Source organism: Sphaerisporangium viridialbum (assembly GCF_049674955.1).
GTDB lineage: Bacteria > Actinomycetota > Actinomycetes > Streptosporangiales > Streptosporangiaceae > Sphaerisporangium > Sphaerisporangium viridialbum.
On the sequence record NZ_CP187232.1, the window covers coordinates 9,288,786 to 9,304,813 of the forward strand.

Consider the following 16,028-nt stretch of genomic DNA (forward strand, 5'->3'; position numbering starts at 1 on the left):
TGACCGTTATTTTCCGAAATGACGGTAGCAGATGTGGGATCGCAGGTTCAAGATCGACATCATGTCCCAAGCGTCAGCGGGTGCGAGGCGACCGGTCGGCAGGAGAAGAATTCGCGGGTACGCCGATCGGTGGCGAGCCCCTCGCTCGGCGAGGGGCTCACCGGGGCCGGCCGTGTGTCAGGCCGTCAGGAACTTGAGGATCCGCTGGTTCACCTCCTCGGGCTGCTCCAGGAACGGGAAGTGACCCACCCCTTCCAGTAGGGCGCCGTCCGAGCCCGGGGGCAGCACGTCGACGATGTCGGCGAGTGTCGCCGCGTCGACCACGGGGTCCTCACTGCCGTGCAGGTAGAGCGTCGGCTGCGAGGGAAGCTCGGCCAATACGGCTCCCATCTCCCACTTGTCGGTTCCGAATGTCACCGAGTTGAAGTTGTCGCGATAGAGCCCGAGACCTGAACGCAGGTTGGCCGGTGCCCTCAGGCTGTCCTTCCCGGCCTTCCGGTCCTCGGTGGAGTCGAAGCCCGGGACGGACCCACTCCAGTGTTCCCAGAGCCAGTCGAGATAGGCGAAGTCATTCACGGGCACGATCTGATCCGCGATGGCCATCTGGAAGAAGTAGAAGTGGCTGTTCTTGTGGATCTGAACGGGGTCCGTGGCCTTGCGGTCGTAGAACCGGACCGGCGGGACGTCGGCCACCACGACCTTTGACCAGCGTTCAGGCGCGTGGGCCGCGGCACCCCATGTGGAGAAGCCGCCCCAGTCATGTCCGATGATGACCGCGTCCGTCTCACCGCCCAGTTCCTCGTGCAGGCTGTTGGCATCGGCGATCAGGTCGGCGATACGCATGCTGCCGTCCGGCGGGATCTGGGACGGGGCGAAGCCGCGCATGGCGGGGGCGATGGCCCGGTAACCCGCCTCCGCGAGGACGGGCATCAGGTGCCGGTACATGCTCGGGGCCTCCGGAAAACCGTGCAGCAGCAGTGCCAGCGGTCCCTCGCCCTCCTCCAGATAGGCGAAGTCGATCCCGTTGGCGGTGACGCGCTTTTGTCGCATGTCTTGCTCCTCACTTCGAGGCGTCTGTAACGAACGTTCTACCCAGAACATAACACGCGTCCGTAACGAACGTTCCAACCAGTACTGTGGTGAGATGAACGACATGCCACGGCAGGCTCAGGCAGTCCGGCCGGCCGCCTCTCTCGGCACCCGCGAACGCATCGTCCGGACGACCTCACGGCTGATGCAGCGACAAGGCTACGAAGGAACCGGGATCAAGCAGATCTCCCGAGAGGCCGGCGTCGCGCTCAGCTCGGTCTACCACTTCTTCCCCAGCGGGAAGCAGGAACTGGCCGTCGAGGCGGTCCGCCACGCCGATCAGGAGTTCGCCGACATCCTGCGCGAGGCGCTGGCCGGCGAGGATGATCCGGCTGACGCGATGATCGCGTGCACCCGGATACTCGCCACGCACCTGCGCGACTCCGGCTGGCTCGACGGTTGCCCGATCACGGCCACCGCCCTGGAAACGTCTGGGCGTGTCCCGGAGATCCAGCAGGCCGTCACCGAGTCCTTCGAGCACTGGCGAGGCCTGGTCACCGACCATCTGCGCCACACGGACATCGCCGAGAACGACGTCCTCGACCTTGCCCACACCGTGATCAACACCCTTGAGGGCGCGGAGCTCGCCGCACAGGTTTCGAGAAGCGATGAGCCACTGGAGATCGCCGGCCGACACCTCGCCCGGCTGATCAACTCTTACCGATGACCCGCGCCTCCACAGCCATCGATCACCGCCGCCTGGCGCGCCCCCAAGAGCCTGCCAAGCGATCGCGCCAACCCCAAACAGCGAGATCCCGCCCGAACGGGCCGATGGGACGGGATCTCGTCAACCGTTCGCGAAGTTAAGCCCACGCTGGGATGTGCCGGCCGGCTTCGTCCCGGCGGGTGAAGGAGCTCATTCAGGTCAGGAATTTGGGGGCGATGTCGCCGATCGCCGCATCCAGGATTTCCAGGCCCAGGTCCAGCTCGGCGGCGGTGGAGGTGAGCGGCGGCGCGATCCGGAACACCCCGCCCATGCCGGGGAGCTGGACCACGTTCATGTGCAGGCCGAGCTCCAGGCAGCGCCGGGTGACCGCCGCGCCCAGCTCGTCCGAGCCCTCCTTGGTCTCGCGGTCCAGGACCAGCTCCAAACCGACCAACAGACCGCGGCCGCGGACGTCGCCGATCACCTCGTGCCGCTCCGCCATCGCGATCAGGCCCTGTCGCAGGCGCGCGCCCAGTTCCGCGGCCCGCCGGTCCAGCTGGTCGCGTTCCAGGACGTCCAGGACGGTGTTGCCGACCGCGGCGACCAGCGGATCAGAGACGTGCGTGGTGAAGAAGAGGAATCCACGGTCGTGCGCGGCCTGTTCGATCTCCTCGCTGGTGACCACCGCGGCCAGCGGTAGCCCGGCGCCGAGCGTCTTGGACAGCGTGATGATGTCCGGTACGACACCGTCGCGCTGGAACGCGTACCAGTCGCCGGTGCGGCACAGGCCGGTCTGCGCCTCGTCCAGGATCAGCAGCATGCCGCGCTCGCGGCATTTGTCGCGCAGGGCGGCCAGGTAGCCGGGCGGCAGATCGAGCACGCCGCCCGAGCTGAGGATCGGTTCGACGATGCACGCGGCCAGGCTCCCCACAGACTGCGCGTCGATCAGGTCGAAGGAGAAGGCCAGCTGCCGCCGCCAGTCCAGCTCGCCGCCGGCGGTGGTGAAATCCGGCCGGTACGGGTTCGGGGTGGGGATCGCGAGGTTGCCGGGCACGGCCGGACCGTACCCCTTTCTGCCGGAGCTGTACGTGGCGTTCACCGCCGCCTGCGTCATCCCGTGCCAGGAACGGGTGAACGAGACGATCTCGTGCCTGCCGGTGACCAGCTTGGCCATCCGGATCGCCGCCTCGTTCGCCTCCGCGCCGGTGGTGAGCAGCAGCACCTTGCTCAGGGGATCGGGCAGCGAGTCGGCGAGCCGGCGGGCCAGGTCGACCACCGGACGGCTGAGCATGCCGCTGAACAGGTGGTCGAGGGTGGCGGACTGGCGCTGGACGGTGGCGACGATGTCGGGATGCGAGTGCCCGAGGATCGCGCTCATCTGCCCGGAGGTGAAGTCGAGGATGCGACGACCACCAGAGGTGATGACGAAGCTGCCCTCAGCCCGTTCAATGATCTCCGATACGAAGCCGCCGGCGCCGGAGTAGCGGACGAGGTGGCGGTCGGCGTCTGACCAGAAGGTGTCACTCATGTGTTCACGGTAGGAAGACGCCGAGCGTCACGTCCATCTCAGAAAAGTGCCGCTGCTGTTCAGCTACGCCGTACAGTCTCGGCATGACGCTGAATCCTTGGCGGCTGCGCCTGCTCGCCGACCTGGAGGTGCTCGGCACGGTCCGGGCCGTGGCGCAGGCCGGCAACCTGAGCCCGTCCGCAGTGTCCCAGCAGCTCGGCGTGCTGGAACGGGAGACCGGCACAGCACTGCTGGAGCGCACCGGGCGGCGGGTCCGTCTGACCGCGGCCGGGGTGCTGCTGGCCAAGCGCGCCCGGGGGATTCTGGCCGCGATGGACGCCGCGGAGGCGGAGTTGCGTGGGCTGGGCGACGAACCGGCCGGTACGGTCACGTTGGCGATGTTCCAGAGCGCGGTGCACGCCTTCGCCGTGCCGGCCGTCGCACGTCTCGAGGCCCGATATCCGGACGTCGCGGTGGTGCTGCAGGAGCTGGAGCCACACGAGAGCATGCAGGCCCTGCGGCGCGGCGACGTGGACATCATCATCACGACCCCCGACTTCGTCGGCGCGGAACTCGACCCGGGCATCGACCTCGTGCCGATAGCCGAGGACACGATCGTGGTGGTGCTGCCCGCCCGCCACCCGCTGGCGGCGCACGAGACCATCGACTTGGCGGCCTGCGCGGACCAGCGGTGGGCGTTCGACGTGACCGGCTCGTACATGTCCGACCTGGCGACCCGGCTGTGCCGGGAGGCGGGTTTCGAACCGATGGTCATGTGCCGGTTCAACAACTACATGATCGCGTTACAGCACGTGGAGGCGGGCCTGTCGGTCGCGCTGCTGCCGAGCCTGGCGGTGGAGCCGCGCTTCGACGTGGTCACCCGGGAGTTGCGGGCACCGGTGCCCCGGCGGATCACCGCGGCGGTACGCCGGCCGCGGGCGTCCCAGCCGGCGGTCAACGCAGTGCTCCACGAGCTGCGAGCCGCTCACGGCCGTTAGCCCGACGTGTCCGGCTGTCGGCACCCTTGGGAATCTTGGCGCAAGCGCCGAACCTCGTCCTCGTGACGGTCACGGCGCGGCCGCTCGGGCGGTCGCCTGGGCATGCTGTTCGTCGGTCATGCCGCTGGTGGTGCCGGGGTAGTCCTGGTGCAGATCGTGCCGGTCGTCAGCCCACACCTGGTAGTCCCGGCGCGCGTCCTGCTCGTCCTGGCCGGTCGCCGTGGCCACCTGCTGCCAGGTCACGCCCGCCTGGAGCGCCCGGTCGACGTGGGCGGGGTTCCGGACGCTCCTCGCGATGGACTCCCCCAGTACCAACAGTTCGACGTGCTCGCCCGCGGTCAGCGGCGGGTACTTGCCGGCGTCACCGTGGCGGCTGGGGTCGTAGTCGCCCCGGGATTTCAACGTGGCGATCGCCTGCACGTGCAGGTCACGGTCGGACAGTTCGTGCCAGCGCTCCAGCCGTGCTGAGATCGGGACGTCAGACAGCTCATGTGGGCTGGTGGGGATGTCGGGGAGGGGCTTGATCATCTTGTCTCTCCTGCGAAAAGTGATCAGCTCAACGCCCACCGTTAAGCGCTTTGCTGGGAGTTGCCCCGGTTCGACAGACACCTCAGGGCTTTGGGCTACGCGGCAGCATAGTCGTCTTCTTGGATGGCTCTTGGTGCCTGCCGTCCCGCAATAGAGACACCACGAGCTTCGCCCCGCCCTGGGGTTCGCGACCGAGGAAGGCGAAGATCAGCGGTTGAACGACACGCTCAAAGCCAATGCCATGTGATCTGCGCCTGCTTGGCGGCGTCGGCTAGCCACTGATCGAAGGCTGCCTCTCCCGCGGCCTCCAGCGTGCCCGCGTCCTCTACGGCCTCCTCCCGTTTGAGGATCAAGCCTGTCAGGAAGCGTCCTTCGAAGGGAACCGGTCCAACGCCACCTCCGGCCGGTACCTCTCGCAGGGGTGAGGGCAGAGCGCCGGACCATCCCCGAGCCTTGGTCAGTTGTAGCTCCCACCGGTCGCTGAGAGAGCCGTGGAGTTCGGCGACGTCGATCGCCTCCTCCGACAGCACCCAGGCCGCCCATACCCGCGCGAACTGGTCGCGATGACGGGCCAGATGCCCGGGGCCCAGTTCATCACGCATCCGGGTGCGAAACTTGTGATCTCTGGCACTCGTGGCCATGTGGTCATGGAACGTTTCGGCGCTCAGATCCATCCGTTCCAGCCACTCCAGCATCGCGTCGCGGCTGGTAAGGCCGCGCCGCTTCCGGAAGCCGTCCGCTGCCGCCTGGATGTCCTCCAGGCTGACCTGCTCGCTGGCGGCGGCGTTGCGCAGGACGCAGAACCGCACCAACTCCTCCTGCGGCGACAGCCCGGGGCGCGTGAGCGAACGGAGCATGAGCATCGCCTCGGACATGGAGACGTGCCTCCCATCAACGGTCAGCAGATAGCTGGCCGCCCAATGGGTCGAATGATCAACAAACCAGGATGCTCCATCGTCCACCTGCACGCCAAGCATGATTGTGCCGCCCGAAGGGTCGTCGATCAGCAGGTCATAATCGACGACCGGCGAACCGGGACGCGGGCTGGTCACGAGTTGGGCGGCGAACGAAGGGTGCGACTCGGTCCAGGCGGCGGCGGTGCGGTGTGCGTCCTCCACCGCGGAACGTCGGCGGGTCAGCCCGCGTAGCAGGTTCACGCCGCTTTCGAGGGCCGGCCCGAGGGAGGATTCAGTCATTACGCATCCGTTTCTCCGGCCGTGAGCCAATCGGCGATGGCGTCGCTGATGGGCAGGCCGGTCAAATCTTCGATCCAGCCCCACTGGCCGTTCGGGTTGATCTCGAGAAACACGTACTCCCCGTCGGGGGTCAGGATGAGGTCGATCGCTCCAAACGACACGTCGAGCGCGGCGACCAGGTCCACGCACCGGCGGGCGACGTCATCGGGCAGCTGGTGCACGCTATGCCGGGCGCGATCGAAGTCATAGTGGCGCCAGTCGTCGCGCGTGCGCGGCGAATCCTGCGAGGAGATCTCGGCGGCGAAGACCTGCCGCCCGACCACGGTGACCCGCAACTCCACGGCCTTGCGAACATACGGCTGCAAGATGGTCGGCTCGTGGGCTATCCGGCTCCGGCCCGCGAGAGCCCTTCGGTCTACCACGGTGGTGTACACGGCGTGCACCGCGCCGTCGATCTGGAACGGGGCGTGCTCTATCTGTTTCGCGATGAGCCTCCCACCCGCCCGTTCATATGCGGGGACCAACTCGGACGGATCGTTGGTGACCACGGTCCGTGGCACGGCGAAGCCCAGTTCCTGGGCCAGGGCCAGGTGGACCAGCTTGTTGTGCGCCCTGCGCAGCACCGGCTGCCTGCCCGGCAACCATCGCGCGTCCAGCAGATCCCAAAAGCCGTCAAGAAACCACGCCGAGAGTTCCCCCACGCGATCCCGGAGATCGGCAGCTGTGACGTTCTCCGCGGCGCGAGGCTGCCCGGGGCGTCGGTTCCACACGGCCGTCGTCTCGGAGAGGTCGATGGCATCCCCGCCTCTGGCCAGGGTGAGTTCGGTTCCGTCCGCTTCGAATCGGACAGTCAGCTGGGCGGCGGCCGGATACTCGCCGGGATCCCACCAGAGAACTTCCGCGCCCCGGGCTTTCAGCTTGGGCAGGACCAATTGCACGGTGGCGTCGCCGGGTTCACTCAGAATCAGTAGCACAGGCCCCCCTCAGTCGCGTGGGAGGAGAACACACTCCTCCCACGCGACCCCGATTGTTCTTAGTAGTCAGAGACCCAGTCGGTGGCTGGGGTGCCACCCGTGCCGTAGCAGCGCTCCATCGGCCGGCCACCGGAAACGAGGCCGAGATCGACCTCATCGATCGCTGTCGGCTCGTCGCTCAGATCGTCCAGACTCACGATCTTCTTATTCATGTTTCCTCCCTTTCCTTCGCAGTGAGCTGCGCGCCCCGCCTGGGAACGTGCGGAGACGTCTCCAGCTCGTGGCTGAAGGACACCACCCGGCGCTTGAAATCGACTTGGCCATGGCTTGCCGATCCACCGGCGTCTGAATGAATCGATTTGATCGACGGAAAGGAATCATGAAGTGGCATCTGACGCCCGTCACTGGCTCGCGGTCACACGTGCCAGGTGACCGGGAGGCTCTTCACCCCGTAGATGTCCGCGGTCTCCGGGCGCAGGCCAACCTCTTCAGCCGGTACGGCCAGGCGCAGCGTGGGGAAGCGGTTGACCAGCGCGGGGAAGGCGACCCGCATCTCGACGCGGGCCAGCTGCTGACCCAGGCACTGGTGGATGCCGTGGCCGAAGGCCAGGTGCCCGCCGTCCTGCCTCCGGAGGTCGAGCACGTGGGGATCGGCGAAGCGCTCGGGGTCGCGGTTGGCGGTGTGGTACGACAGGATGACCGTCGTACCGGCCTCGATGGTCTGGCCGCCCAGCTCGACGTCCTCCAGCGCCGTCCTCATGAACGTCTTGGCGACGCTCAGATACCGCAGCAGCTCCTCCACGGCCCGGTCGGCGAGCGCGGGATCGGCGCGCAGCGCGGCCAGCTGCGCCGGGTTGCGCAGCAGGGCGAAGGTGCCCAGCGCCAGCATGTTCGCGGTGGTGTCGAGCCCGGCCGCCAGCAGGATCAGGGCGACACCCCTCAGCTCCTCGTCGGTCAGGTCGCTGTCGGTGAGGTCACTGAGCACGTCGTCGGTGGGGTTCGAGCGCTTGGCGGTCACCAGCTCCGCGAGGTAGTGCTGGGTCGCGGTGTAGGCCGCTATCTGGTCCTCGTCGCTTGCCTCCCCGCTGAGGAACGAGTCGACCTGCTCCTGGAAGGAGCCCCGGTCCTGGTACGGCACCCCCAGCAGCTCACAGATCACGATGGCGGGGATGGGCTTGGCGAACGCGGTCACCAGGTCCGCCGGCGGCCCGGCCTTCTCCATGGCGTCCAGGTGGTCGGCGGTGATCTGCTCGACGCGTTCGGTGAGCAGTCGCATCCGCCGTACGGTGAACTTGCCCACCAGCGGTTTCCGATAGCGCCCGTGCTGTGGCTCGTCCATGAGCAGGAACTCGCCGGGCGGCGCCGGAGGGATCTCCATGCCGGTGATGTCGATGGACGGGTGGAGCATGAGCTCCTTGCGCGAGCTGAACCGCGAGTCGGCCAGGACCGACCTGACCAGGTCGTATCCGGTGATCAGCCAGCCGGGTTCTCCGCCGGGGAAGGTGTAGCGGCTGATCGGGCCGTGCTCGCGGGCCTGGATCAGCTCCTTGGGCGGGTCAAAGGGACAGCCGGGCTGACGCGCGGTCGGCAGCGTTGTGACGGTGTGTTCCAAGGTCATTCCCTTCATCGGCCTAGGTTCCAGTCGAACTGCCCGGTGGCCCCGATCGCCGGGCGCACCGCCTTGGTTTCCGTGGCCACGTCGTGCCCGGCGACGACCACCTTCCCGGCGTCGGGGGGCAGCAGCGTGGTCAACACGTTCACCGTCGTGGCTTAGCGGGTGGACTCGCGGTTGAACAGCTTCTTCGACCAGAGGTAGCCGCCGAGCGCGATGACGACGCACCAGCCGACCGCGATGACGGCGTTGTTCCCGATCGGCGTGCCCATCAGCAGACCGCGCAGGGTCTCGATGAGCGGCGTGAACGGCTGGTACTCGGCGAACCAGCGCAGCACGGTGGGCATCGAGTCGGTCGGGACGAACCCGCTGCCCAGGAACGGGAGCAGCACCAGCGGCATACCGACGTTGCTCGACGACTCGACGGTCTTGCTGGCCAGGCCGAACGCGACCGACAGCCAGATGAAGGCGAAGGCCATCATCACCAGGACACCGATGAGGGCGAGCCAGTCGCCGGGCCCCGCCGACGGCCGGAAGCCGATGAGCAGCGCGACGCCGATGACCGCCGCGATGCTGAGCATCGTCTGGATTAGGCTGCCGATGACGTGTCCGGTTAGGACGGACACGCGGGCGATGGCCATGGTGCGGAACCGGTCGACGATGCCCTCGGTCATGTCCATGGCGATCGAGATGGTGGTGCCCTGGACCGCGGCGGTGATCGTCATCAGGATGATCGCGGGGGTGACGTAGTTGACGTACTCCGCACGCCCGCCGGAGACGCCGCCGAGCCCGGCGCCGAGCGTGCCGCCGAAGACGTAGACGAACAGCAGCAGGAGGACGATCGGCATGCCGATGAGCTGCAGTGTCATGGACGGGTAGCGCACCATGCGCTTGAGGTTGCGGCGAAGCATGGTCGCCGAGTCGGTCAGGGCGTACGACACAGTGCTCATCGTGCGGTCACCTTCTCCTTGTTGCCGGTGAGAGCGAGGAAGACGTCGTCGAGGTCGGGGGTGTGCACGCTCAGCGAGTCGACCTCGACCGCGTTCTGGTCAAGCCGGTCGAGCAGCGCCTTCAGCGACCTGAGGCTGCCGTCGTGCGGTACGCGCAGGGCGAGCGTGTCGCTGTCGCGGGACACCTGGCCCACGGCGCGCGCGGCGGATTCGAGGTCGCGCTCGTCGGCGAACCGCAGCAGGACGTGGCCGCCGGGAATGCGCCGCTTGAGCTCGTCCGCGGTGCCCTCGGCGACGATCTTCCCGTGGTCGAGCACCGCGATCCGGTCGGCGAGCTCGTCGGCCTCCTCCAGGTGCTGGGTGGTGAGGAGGATGGTGACGCCACCCGCCACGAGTTCCCGCACTATCTGCCACATGGCGCGGCGGCTGCGCGGGTCCAGCCCGGTGGTCGGCTCGTCGAGGAAGATCACCTGCGGTGAGCCGACCAGCGTCATCGCGAGGTCGAGCCGCCGCCGCATCCCGCCGGAGTAGGTCGCCGCCGTCTTCTTGGCCGCATCGACGAGGTCGAACTGTTCGAGCAGCTGGGCGGTCCTGCGCCTGCCCGCCTTCCGGCCGAGGTGGTGCAGATCCGCCATCAGGGTCAGGTTCTCCTGACCGGTCAGCAGGTTGTCGACCGCCGAGAACTGGCCGGTGACGCCGATCGCGGCACGCACCGCGTCCGGCTCGGCGGACAGGTCGTGACCCGCGATCCGCGCGCTGCCCCCGTCGGCGCGGATCAGGGTGGACAAGATCTTGACTGTGGTGGTCTTGCCGGCGCCGTTGGCGCCGAGCAACGAGAAAACGGTGCCACGCGGGACGTTCAGGTCGACGCCGTCGAGCACGACGTGGTCGCCGTACGACCGGCGCAGTCCGGTCGCCGTGATCGCAGATTGGGATGGCATGGTCATGAGAACCCCTTCGAGATCTGGTCAGGAACGGCGGACGGTGATGTCGCCGAACGACGTGTGCGCGCGGACTTCGACGGTCTGCTCGGACTTCTCCGGTGCTTCGCTGAAATCGTCCAGCGAGTTCTCCACCCGCCCGTGCGAGGTGTTCAGGTCGAGCCATGCGGCGGTGCCGGCGGCGACACCGATTTCGAGGTGGCCGGTCGAGGTGTGCAGCGTGACGGTGTCGCGTGTGACCTGGCCGACACGAATGGTTCCGTTGGAGGTCTTGGCTTCCACCATGGCGTCGGCCCGGTCGACGGAGATGTCGCCGTTGGCCGAGCGCACCCGCAGTTCGCCGGTGACGGTGCCGATGTCGGTGTTGCCGTTGGAGTTCTTGATGACGGCGGTGCCGCCGATCTCGCCGATGTGCACGCGCCCGGTGCCGGTGGAGACATCGGCGTTGCCCGCGACCATTTCGACGGTGATGTCGCCACCGGAGGTGCCCAGTCGAAGCGATCCGGTCCGGTCGAGGCGGAAATGCCCGACCGACGCCTTGAGCCGGCACTCCCCCAGCGTGCCGACGCCGCGCAGGTCCGCTACCGACAGGTCCGCGTGCACGTCAGAGCCGGTGGGAAGTTCGATCAGCACGTCGACCGACCTGGTCTTCTTGGAGAAGTCGAGCATGCGGGCCTTCGGCCCACGGACCGTCAACGTGCCGTTGGCGTACTCGACGCGCGTCTTCTGCGCGGCGTCCACATCGGACTCGTCGGACTCGTCGCTCGGCCGCACCTCGACGACGGTGTCGGTCCGGTCGCTCGCGATGATCTGCACGTCACCGACGGAGAGCTCGATCGTGGCGGAAATCGGTTCAGGCGTGGCGAAAACAGGCATGGCTATCCCCTCGGAATGAGTCAGAAGAACATCCCCGCTGGTAGGAGATGTGCGAAGAAAGTGGTTCTGGGTGTCGGCGTGGGCTAGCGAGCCCAGCCGGTGTAACGCTGCGCGCCGCGCTTGCCGCGCCGGTCGGAGCCGGGGTCGCGCTCCGGGGCACGCAGCGCGGTCGAGGCGGCCCGCACCAGCCAGGCGTTGAGCGAGCGACCTTCCTTGCCCGCCGCCTCCTCGATCGCAGCCTTGAGCTGTTCCGGGAGGCGGACGTTGATCCGTGCCAATGGGCCGTCCTCGAAGCTCGCCGCGGCGTCATCAGCCGACACCGCGCCCAGATCCGGGGTGTCCTCGAGTGGCCGCTCCACCTGCCGAACCGTCACGACGAAGTTCGGGTCACGTCCACGCAGGTGCACCTGGACCGAACCGGGAGCCAGGTCTCGGGTGATCTCGTCGGCGGCCGCCGACAACGCTTCGAGCAGGGTGAGCCGGATCGCCGACTCCATCGACACGGTCAACCGCTCGATCAGCACACTGGCGTCAGGATCACCGGTCTCGACGGCGGTCAGCAACTCGCGACCGAGGGAGGCCACATACGGGGTCAGGTCCATGGCATCACTATGGCACACCATGATGCCATCAGCAAGCCATATTGGCTCAGATTGGCATCACTCTGGCTCAGGCTGGATGTTCAGCCGATCACGACACGACAGACTGACTCCGGAACTCGCACGTCAGAGGGTGCGCTCGTCGCGCCAATACCATCCCGATGCGCGCCCGGCCGCTCCCTGGCGTCGACCTCGGCTCGCTTCAGGTCACCCAAGAAACGGCGAATCCCGCCCGATCAAGCCGATCGGACGGGATCTCGTCAACCGTTCTTGAGCTGACTCCAGAACGGCCCTGGGTGGAGCGTTCACGAGTAGGGCCGGCCTGGGCCGCAGGGGGAATCAGGAAGATCGCTTCCCGGAATTCCTGTGATCGTTTCACGGGTTGTGAGGTGTCGAGGTCGTCAGGGTGCCCGCCGTGCGGCTTCTTGATTCTTTCGCCCGTCTCTTTCACTGGTCGACAGCATCAAGGGCGCCCGCTTCGCTTCGTGCTCTACGCCGGCGCCTTGACAGGCGAGCCCGCCGCGGCCCGCTCCCGCGTGACGCGGCGGCGCCGGGTCGGCAGCCCGAGCGTCGGGTTGGCGACGCTCCAGGCGGCGCCCTTGCAGACCAGTTCCTTGTAGACGCCGGCGAGCCGTCCGGTCAGGACCGCCCGTACGGCGCGGTCGTCGGCGGTGACGTACTGGATCAAGCCCTCCTTGCGGCCCAGTGAGATGCACTGGTTGAAGTAGCGGATCGGCGCGTTCGGGAGCTTCCCGCCGGTCAGGCGCGCCGCGATCGCGTCGGCGGCCTGCCACGCGGTCGGAATTCCCGAGGCGCACGACATCCGCAGCGGTTTGTCCCCGGGGCCCATCACCATGGCCGCGTCGCCGACGGCGTATACGTCCGGGTGCGAGACCGAGCGCATGGTCCCGTCGACCACGATCTGGCCGGTGCCGGTGACCTCCAGGGCGGTCGCCTTCGCGATCGGGTGGACCGCGAAGCCAGTGGTCCACACGGTGACCGCGGCCGGGATGGCCTTGCCGTCGGCGGTGACGACGCGCTCGACTTCGACGCCGGTGACGGCGGTGCGGTCATGCACGGTGATCCCGAGCTTGCCGAAGGCCTTCCGCAGATGCTCGCGGCCCTTATGCGAGAGCCAGTCCCCGAGGTCGCCGCGGGCGGCGAGGGCGACGTCGAGGTCCGGGCGGGCCTCGGCGATCTCGGTCGCGGCCTCCACGCCGGTGAGGCCGCCGCCGACGACGACCACCGTCTGCCCGGCGCCGAGGCGGGCCAGGCGCTCGCGCAGCCGAAGTGCTCCAGGGCGACTGGCGATCTCATAGGCGTGCTCGGCGGTCCCAGGGACACCTTGGGCGTTCCAGCCGCTGCCGAGGGCGTAGACGAGCGTGTCGTAGGCGAGTTCTTCAGCGCCGTTCGCGTCGACGACGGCGACGGTCTTGCAGTCGACGTCGACGCCGGTGACCTTCGCGAGCCTCGGTTCGACGCCGGTGCCCGCGAACATCTCGCTGAACCGCCGGAGCTTGAGGTCCTGGCCGGTCGCCAGCTGATGCATGCGGACGCGTTCGACGAAGTCGGGTTCGGCATTGACGAGGGTGATGGCGACGTCCTCGCGGCGGAATCGTTTGGCGAGGCGGCCGGCAGCGATGGCTCCGGTGTATCCGGCTCCCAGGACGATGATGCGGTGCTGCATTTCCTTGCTCCTGTCTTGCGCAGGTTTGCCACTTGAACCGGGCGGCCCGCCGTTTCCTGACAGGAACGCGATGTGAAGCACCTCACATACTGGTTAGAAAGCGTTGCACAGGAGTTCCCCATGGTCGGCCGCCGCCCAGCGCGCGGTCGCGCGTTCGAGCTTGCCTGGGTTGACCTGGCTGCGGAACGCGGCGATGCCCTCGGCGGTGACCTCCAGGCACATGACGCCGACGACCCGGCCGTCCACGACGGCCACGACGGCGGGGTCACCGTTGGCGGTCCAGGCGTAGACCTCGGGCGCGCCGCCGACAATGGCGCGTTTGGCCTTGCCGGGTTTGAACAGGCCCCGCAGGAACCTCGCGACCGCGACGGCGCCCTCGAATGCCTTGGCGCGGGCCGGGACCCTCCCGCCACCATCTCCGATCGAGATGGCGTCCTCGGTGAGCAGGCGCACGAGCGGCTCGGTCTGACCGCTGGTGGCGGCCGCCAGGAACTCCTCGACGATCCGCCGGGCGGTGGCCTCGTCGATTTCGGTTCGGGCCTTGCCGCCTGCGACGTGCTTCTTGGCGCGGTGGAAGATCTGTTGACTGGCGGCCTCGGTGATGTCGAGGATCTCGGCGATCTCCCGGTGCGGGTAGGCGAAGGCCTCCCGCAGCACGTACACCGCCCGCTCATTGGGGGAGAGGCGCTCCATGAGGGTGAGGATCGCGTACGAGACCGATTCGCGCTGCTCGGCGGTTTCGGCGGGGCCGAGCATCGGATCCCCGGCGAGCAGCGGCTCGGGAAGCCATTGGCCCACATAGGTCTCGCGGCGCGCCCGCGCGGAGGTGAGCTGGTTGAGGCACAGGTTGGTGAGGACCTTCGTCAGCCAAGCCTCGAGGACCTCGATGCGGTCGACGTCGGCGGCCTGCCAGCGCAGGAATGTCTCCTGCACGGCGTCCTCGGCCTCGCCGGCGGAGCCGAGGAGGCGGTAGGCGATGGCCTCCAGGCGCGGCCTAGAAGCCTCGAACCGGTCGATGTCGTTCGCGGCCAGGGGCATGGCCCGATCCTAAATCGCGCGGCGCGAATCGGCCCCCGCCGCAATGGGGCCCTTCGCCGTTCGAGGCACTAAGGGCGGTCGATCGCCAGGTCCGCGAGCCGAGGGTTGACTCCGGGAAATGAGCCGTCGCCGAACAGGATCCGCGCCGCCAAGGCTCGACCGGCACGACCGCGTAGCACGGTCACCGCCGCCTCTGCCGCAGCAGGGGATCGGATGCCGGCGAACACGCGGCGCAGCAACAGTCGGCCTCGGAACCGGGTCCGCAACGCGTTCCCGTCGTACCGGCTCAGCATGCGTTGGTCGCCAGTACGCAGGTACCCGGCGGTGACCGCCGCGGCCAGTTCGGACATGCGTAAGCAAGGGTCCAACCCACCGGCCGTCAGCGGCGACACCGCGCCCGCCGCGTCTCCGACGAGCAGTCCGGCGGGGCACGCCAACCGTCGCAGCACACCGCCGACCGGGATCGGACCACCTCGGCGCTCGACCGGCCCAGCCGGCGGTGTACTGCCGGGCGCATCCGCGGCGAAGGCGTCCAGCAGGTGGCGGATGCCGGTGCGCATCGCGTTCGGATATCCCGCGACGCCAACATGCGCACGCCGGCCGTCGTCGATGACCCATCCCAGGTACCCCGGAGCGATCCGGGGGTCCAGCACGCAGTGGAACGCCGGGGTGGTCGTGCCCGACGCGATCGGGTAGACGATCTCGGCACCGACGAGGAAGCGCCGGTTGACATCAAGGCCGAGATCACGGGCCACTCGGGAGCGGGCGCCGTCCGCGCCGACGATGAACCGGGCCGTCACCGGTTCCGCACCCGCGAACCGCACAAAACCCATCGACGCGTCGACATACCGTACGCCCAAGAGGACCCGCGCCCCGGCCTGCTCCGCCGCGCGGTGCGCATGCTCGTAGACGGCCGCCATGTCGGCCACGCGGTACTCGTCCCGGTCGCTGGTGAGCCGGATCGGTGCCCGCCGCGACGGCGGATACAGCAGCACGTCCCGGACACCTGGCCCGAGCAGATGATCCGGCACGTCGAAGTCATCGAGGGTGCGGCGCACGAAGATCCCTGTCGTGCGGATGCCCGTCGACAGCGACCTGCGACGGTCGACCACCATCACGTTCAGTTCCCGTCGTGCGAGCAGGCGCGCTGTACGCAGACCGGCCAGGCCCGCACCCACGACCAGTACATCCACTGTCTGCATACCTTGCGACGGTAGGGGCGATGCCTTATCCGTACGATGGTTTGCACGCTACCTGCCCCATACCTCCACACCGTCGCCACACTCAAGACCGTGGATTGCTCCTCTGCCGAGAGGTGGCGGCGTCATTCTCCTCGGAACCCGCACCGAGGAACTTCGGGCGCGCTCCGCCGAAGGCATCCGGCAGG

17 protein-coding genes are annotated in these 16,028 nt (G+C 68.1%); 2 read left to right on the forward strand and 15 right to left on the reverse strand.

What is annotated here, in order from left to right; all coding sequences use genetic code 11:
- Positions 1-177: 177 nt before the first annotated feature.
- Complete coding sequence (locus tag ACOZ38_RS41775; protein WP_424536378.1) at positions 178-1,050, reverse strand: alpha/beta fold hydrolase; 873 nt, start codon at positions 1,048-1,050, stop codon at positions 178-180.
- A gap of 94 nt (positions 1,051-1,144) precedes the next feature.
- Here ACOZ38_RS41775 and ACOZ38_RS41780 point away from each other — a divergent pair, with 94 nt between their 5' ends.
- Positions 1,145-1,756, forward strand: a complete 612-nt coding sequence (locus ACOZ38_RS41780) for a TetR/AcrR family transcriptional regulator (RefSeq protein WP_424536379.1) — start codon at positions 1,145-1,147, stop codon at positions 1,754-1,756.
- 193 nt (positions 1,757-1,949) lie between these two features.
- Here the strand turns inward: ACOZ38_RS41780 and ACOZ38_RS41785 are convergent, their stop codons facing one another.
- Positions 1,950-3,263 carry an aspartate aminotransferase family protein gene (locus tag ACOZ38_RS41785; protein WP_405141917.1) on the reverse strand — a complete coding sequence of 438 codons (1,314 nt, stop codon included), beginning with the start codon at positions 3,261-3,263 and terminating at the stop codon, positions 1,950-1,952.
- 83 nt (positions 3,264-3,346) lie between these two features.
- Between ACOZ38_RS41785 and ACOZ38_RS41790 the strand changes: the two genes are divergently transcribed.
- On the forward strand, positions 3,347-4,240 hold the full coding sequence (locus ACOZ38_RS41790) for a LysR family transcriptional regulator (RefSeq protein WP_424536380.1): 894 nt from the start codon (positions 3,347-3,349) through the stop codon (positions 4,238-4,240).
- A 69-nt stretch (positions 4,241-4,309) separates the two neighbouring features.
- On the opposite strand, the gene ACOZ38_RS41795 is transcribed toward ACOZ38_RS41790, so the two are convergent.
- The 13 genes from ACOZ38_RS41795 to ACOZ38_RS41855 all read right to left on the reverse strand — a co-directional run bounded on the left by ACOZ38_RS41795 (position 4,310) and on the right by ACOZ38_RS41855 (position 15,843).
- Complete coding sequence (locus tag ACOZ38_RS41795) at positions 4,310-4,768, reverse strand: hypothetical protein (RefSeq protein WP_424536381.1); 459 nt, start codon at positions 4,766-4,768, stop codon at positions 4,310-4,312.
- A gap of 227 nt (positions 4,769-4,995) precedes the next feature.
- Positions 4,996-5,964 (reverse strand): hypothetical protein, encoded by a 969-nt coding sequence (locus ACOZ38_RS41800; protein WP_424536382.1) that lies wholly within the window; start codon positions 5,962-5,964, stop codon positions 4,996-4,998.
- Entirely contained in the window at positions 5,964-6,938 is a 975-nt protein-coding gene (locus tag ACOZ38_RS41805) for an MvdC/MvdD family ATP grasp protein (protein WP_424536383.1), read from the reverse strand. Before ACOZ38_RS41805 ends, ACOZ38_RS41800 begins: the two co-directional genes overlap by 1 nt.
- Before the next feature lie 59 nt (positions 6,939-6,997).
- Positions 6,998-7,150: a hypothetical protein gene (locus tag ACOZ38_RS41810; RefSeq protein WP_424536384.1), complete on the reverse strand. Its 153-nt coding sequence runs from the start codon at positions 7,148-7,150 to the stop codon at positions 6,998-7,000.
- A 203-nt stretch (positions 7,151-7,353) separates the two neighbouring features.
- Positions 7,354-8,556, reverse strand: coding sequence for a cytochrome P450 (locus tag ACOZ38_RS41815; RefSeq protein ID WP_424537190.1), 1,203 nt, complete (start codon positions 8,554-8,556; stop codon positions 7,354-7,356).
- 5 nt (positions 8,557-8,561) lie between these two features.
- Positions 8,562-8,699, reverse strand: a complete 138-nt coding sequence (locus ACOZ38_RS41820; RefSeq protein ID WP_424536385.1) for a hypothetical protein — start codon at positions 8,697-8,699, stop codon at positions 8,562-8,564.
- Between the two features lie 9 nt (positions 8,700-8,708).
- Positions 8,709-9,500, reverse strand: coding sequence for an ABC transporter permease (locus ACOZ38_RS41825; protein WP_424536386.1), 792 nt, complete (start codon positions 9,498-9,500; stop codon positions 8,709-8,711).
- Positions 9,497-10,447 (reverse strand): ATP-binding cassette domain-containing protein, encoded by a 951-nt coding sequence (locus ACOZ38_RS41830; RefSeq protein WP_424536387.1) that lies wholly within the window; start codon positions 10,445-10,447, stop codon positions 9,497-9,499. Before ACOZ38_RS41830 ends, ACOZ38_RS41825 begins: the two co-directional genes overlap by 4 nt.
- Before the next feature lie 21 nt (positions 10,448-10,468).
- Positions 10,469-11,317, reverse strand: a complete 849-nt coding sequence (locus ACOZ38_RS41835; RefSeq protein ID WP_424536388.1) for a DUF4097 family beta strand repeat-containing protein — start codon at positions 11,315-11,317, stop codon at positions 10,469-10,471.
- 83 nt (positions 11,318-11,400) lie between these two features.
- A complete protein-coding gene (locus ACOZ38_RS41840) occupies positions 11,401-11,919 on the reverse strand; it encodes a toxin-antitoxin system HicB family antitoxin (protein ID WP_424536389.1) in 519 nt (172 codons plus the stop codon).
- 487 nt (positions 11,920-12,406) lie between these two features.
- On the reverse strand, positions 12,407-13,603 hold the full coding sequence (locus ACOZ38_RS41845) for an NAD(P)/FAD-dependent oxidoreductase (RefSeq protein WP_424536390.1): 1,197 nt from the start codon (positions 13,601-13,603) through the stop codon (positions 12,407-12,409).
- Positions 13,604-13,696: 93 nt separating this feature from the next.
- A complete protein-coding gene (gene sigJ, locus ACOZ38_RS41850; protein ID WP_424536391.1) occupies positions 13,697-14,641 on the reverse strand; it encodes an RNA polymerase sigma factor SigJ in 945 nt (314 codons plus the stop codon).
- Positions 14,642-14,709: 68 nt separating this feature from the next.
- Entirely contained in the window at positions 14,710-15,843 is a 1,134-nt protein-coding gene (locus tag ACOZ38_RS41855; protein ID WP_424536392.1) for an FAD-dependent oxidoreductase, read from the reverse strand.
- Positions 15,844-16,028 lie beyond the last annotated feature (185 nt).

Coding starts and splice junctions, on each gene's coding strand:
- ACOZ38_RS41780 (WP_424536379.1), top strand. CDS start 1,145: ATGAACGACATGCCACGGCAGGCTCAGGCAGTCCGGCCGGCCGCCTCT.
- ACOZ38_RS41800 (WP_424536382.1), bottom strand. CDS start 5,964: ATGACTGAATCCTCCCTCGGGCCGGCCCTCGAAAGCGGCGTGAACCTG.
- ACOZ38_RS41840 (WP_424536389.1), bottom strand. CDS start 11,919: ATGGACCTGACCCCGTATGTGGCCTCCCTCGGTCGCGAGTTGCTGACC.
- ACOZ38_RS41825 (WP_424536386.1), bottom strand. CDS start 9,500: ATGAGCACTGTGTCGTACGCCCTGACCGACTCGGCGACCATGCTTCGC.
- ACOZ38_RS41775 (WP_424536378.1), bottom strand. CDS start 1,050: ATGCGACAAAAGCGCGTCACCGCCAACGGGATCGACTTCGCCTATCTG.
- ACOZ38_RS41855 (WP_424536392.1), bottom strand. CDS start 15,843: ATGCAGACAGTGGATGTACTGGTCGTGGGTGCGGGCCTGGCCGGTCTG.
- ACOZ38_RS41835 (WP_424536388.1), bottom strand. CDS start 11,317: ATGCCTGTTTTCGCCACGCCTGAACCGATTTCCGCCACGATCGAGCTC.
- ACOZ38_RS41790 (WP_424536380.1), top strand. CDS start 3,347: ATGACGCTGAATCCTTGGCGGCTGCGCCTGCTCGCCGACCTGGAGGTG.
- ACOZ38_RS41845 (WP_424536390.1), bottom strand. CDS start 13,603: ATGCAGCACCGCATCATCGTCCTGGGAGCCGGATACACCGGAGCCATC.
- ACOZ38_RS41830 (WP_424536387.1), bottom strand. CDS start 10,447: ATGACCATGCCATCCCAATCTGCGATCACGGCGACCGGACTGCGCCGG.
- ACOZ38_RS41810 (WP_424536384.1), bottom strand. CDS start 7,150: ATGAATAAGAAGATCGTGAGTCTGGACGATCTGAGCGACGAGCCGACA.
- ACOZ38_RS41815 (WP_424537190.1), bottom strand. CDS start 8,556: ATGACCTTGGAACACACCGTCACAACGCTGCCGACCGCGCGTCAGCCC.
- sigJ (WP_424536391.1), bottom strand. CDS start 14,641: ATGCCCCTGGCCGCGAACGACATCGACCGGTTCGAGGCTTCTAGGCCG.
- ACOZ38_RS41795 (WP_424536381.1), bottom strand. CDS start 4,768: ATGATCAAGCCCCTCCCCGACATCCCCACCAGCCCACATGAGCTGTCT.
- ACOZ38_RS41785 (WP_405141917.1), bottom strand. CDS start 3,263: ATGAGTGACACCTTCTGGTCAGACGCCGACCGCCACCTCGTCCGCTAC.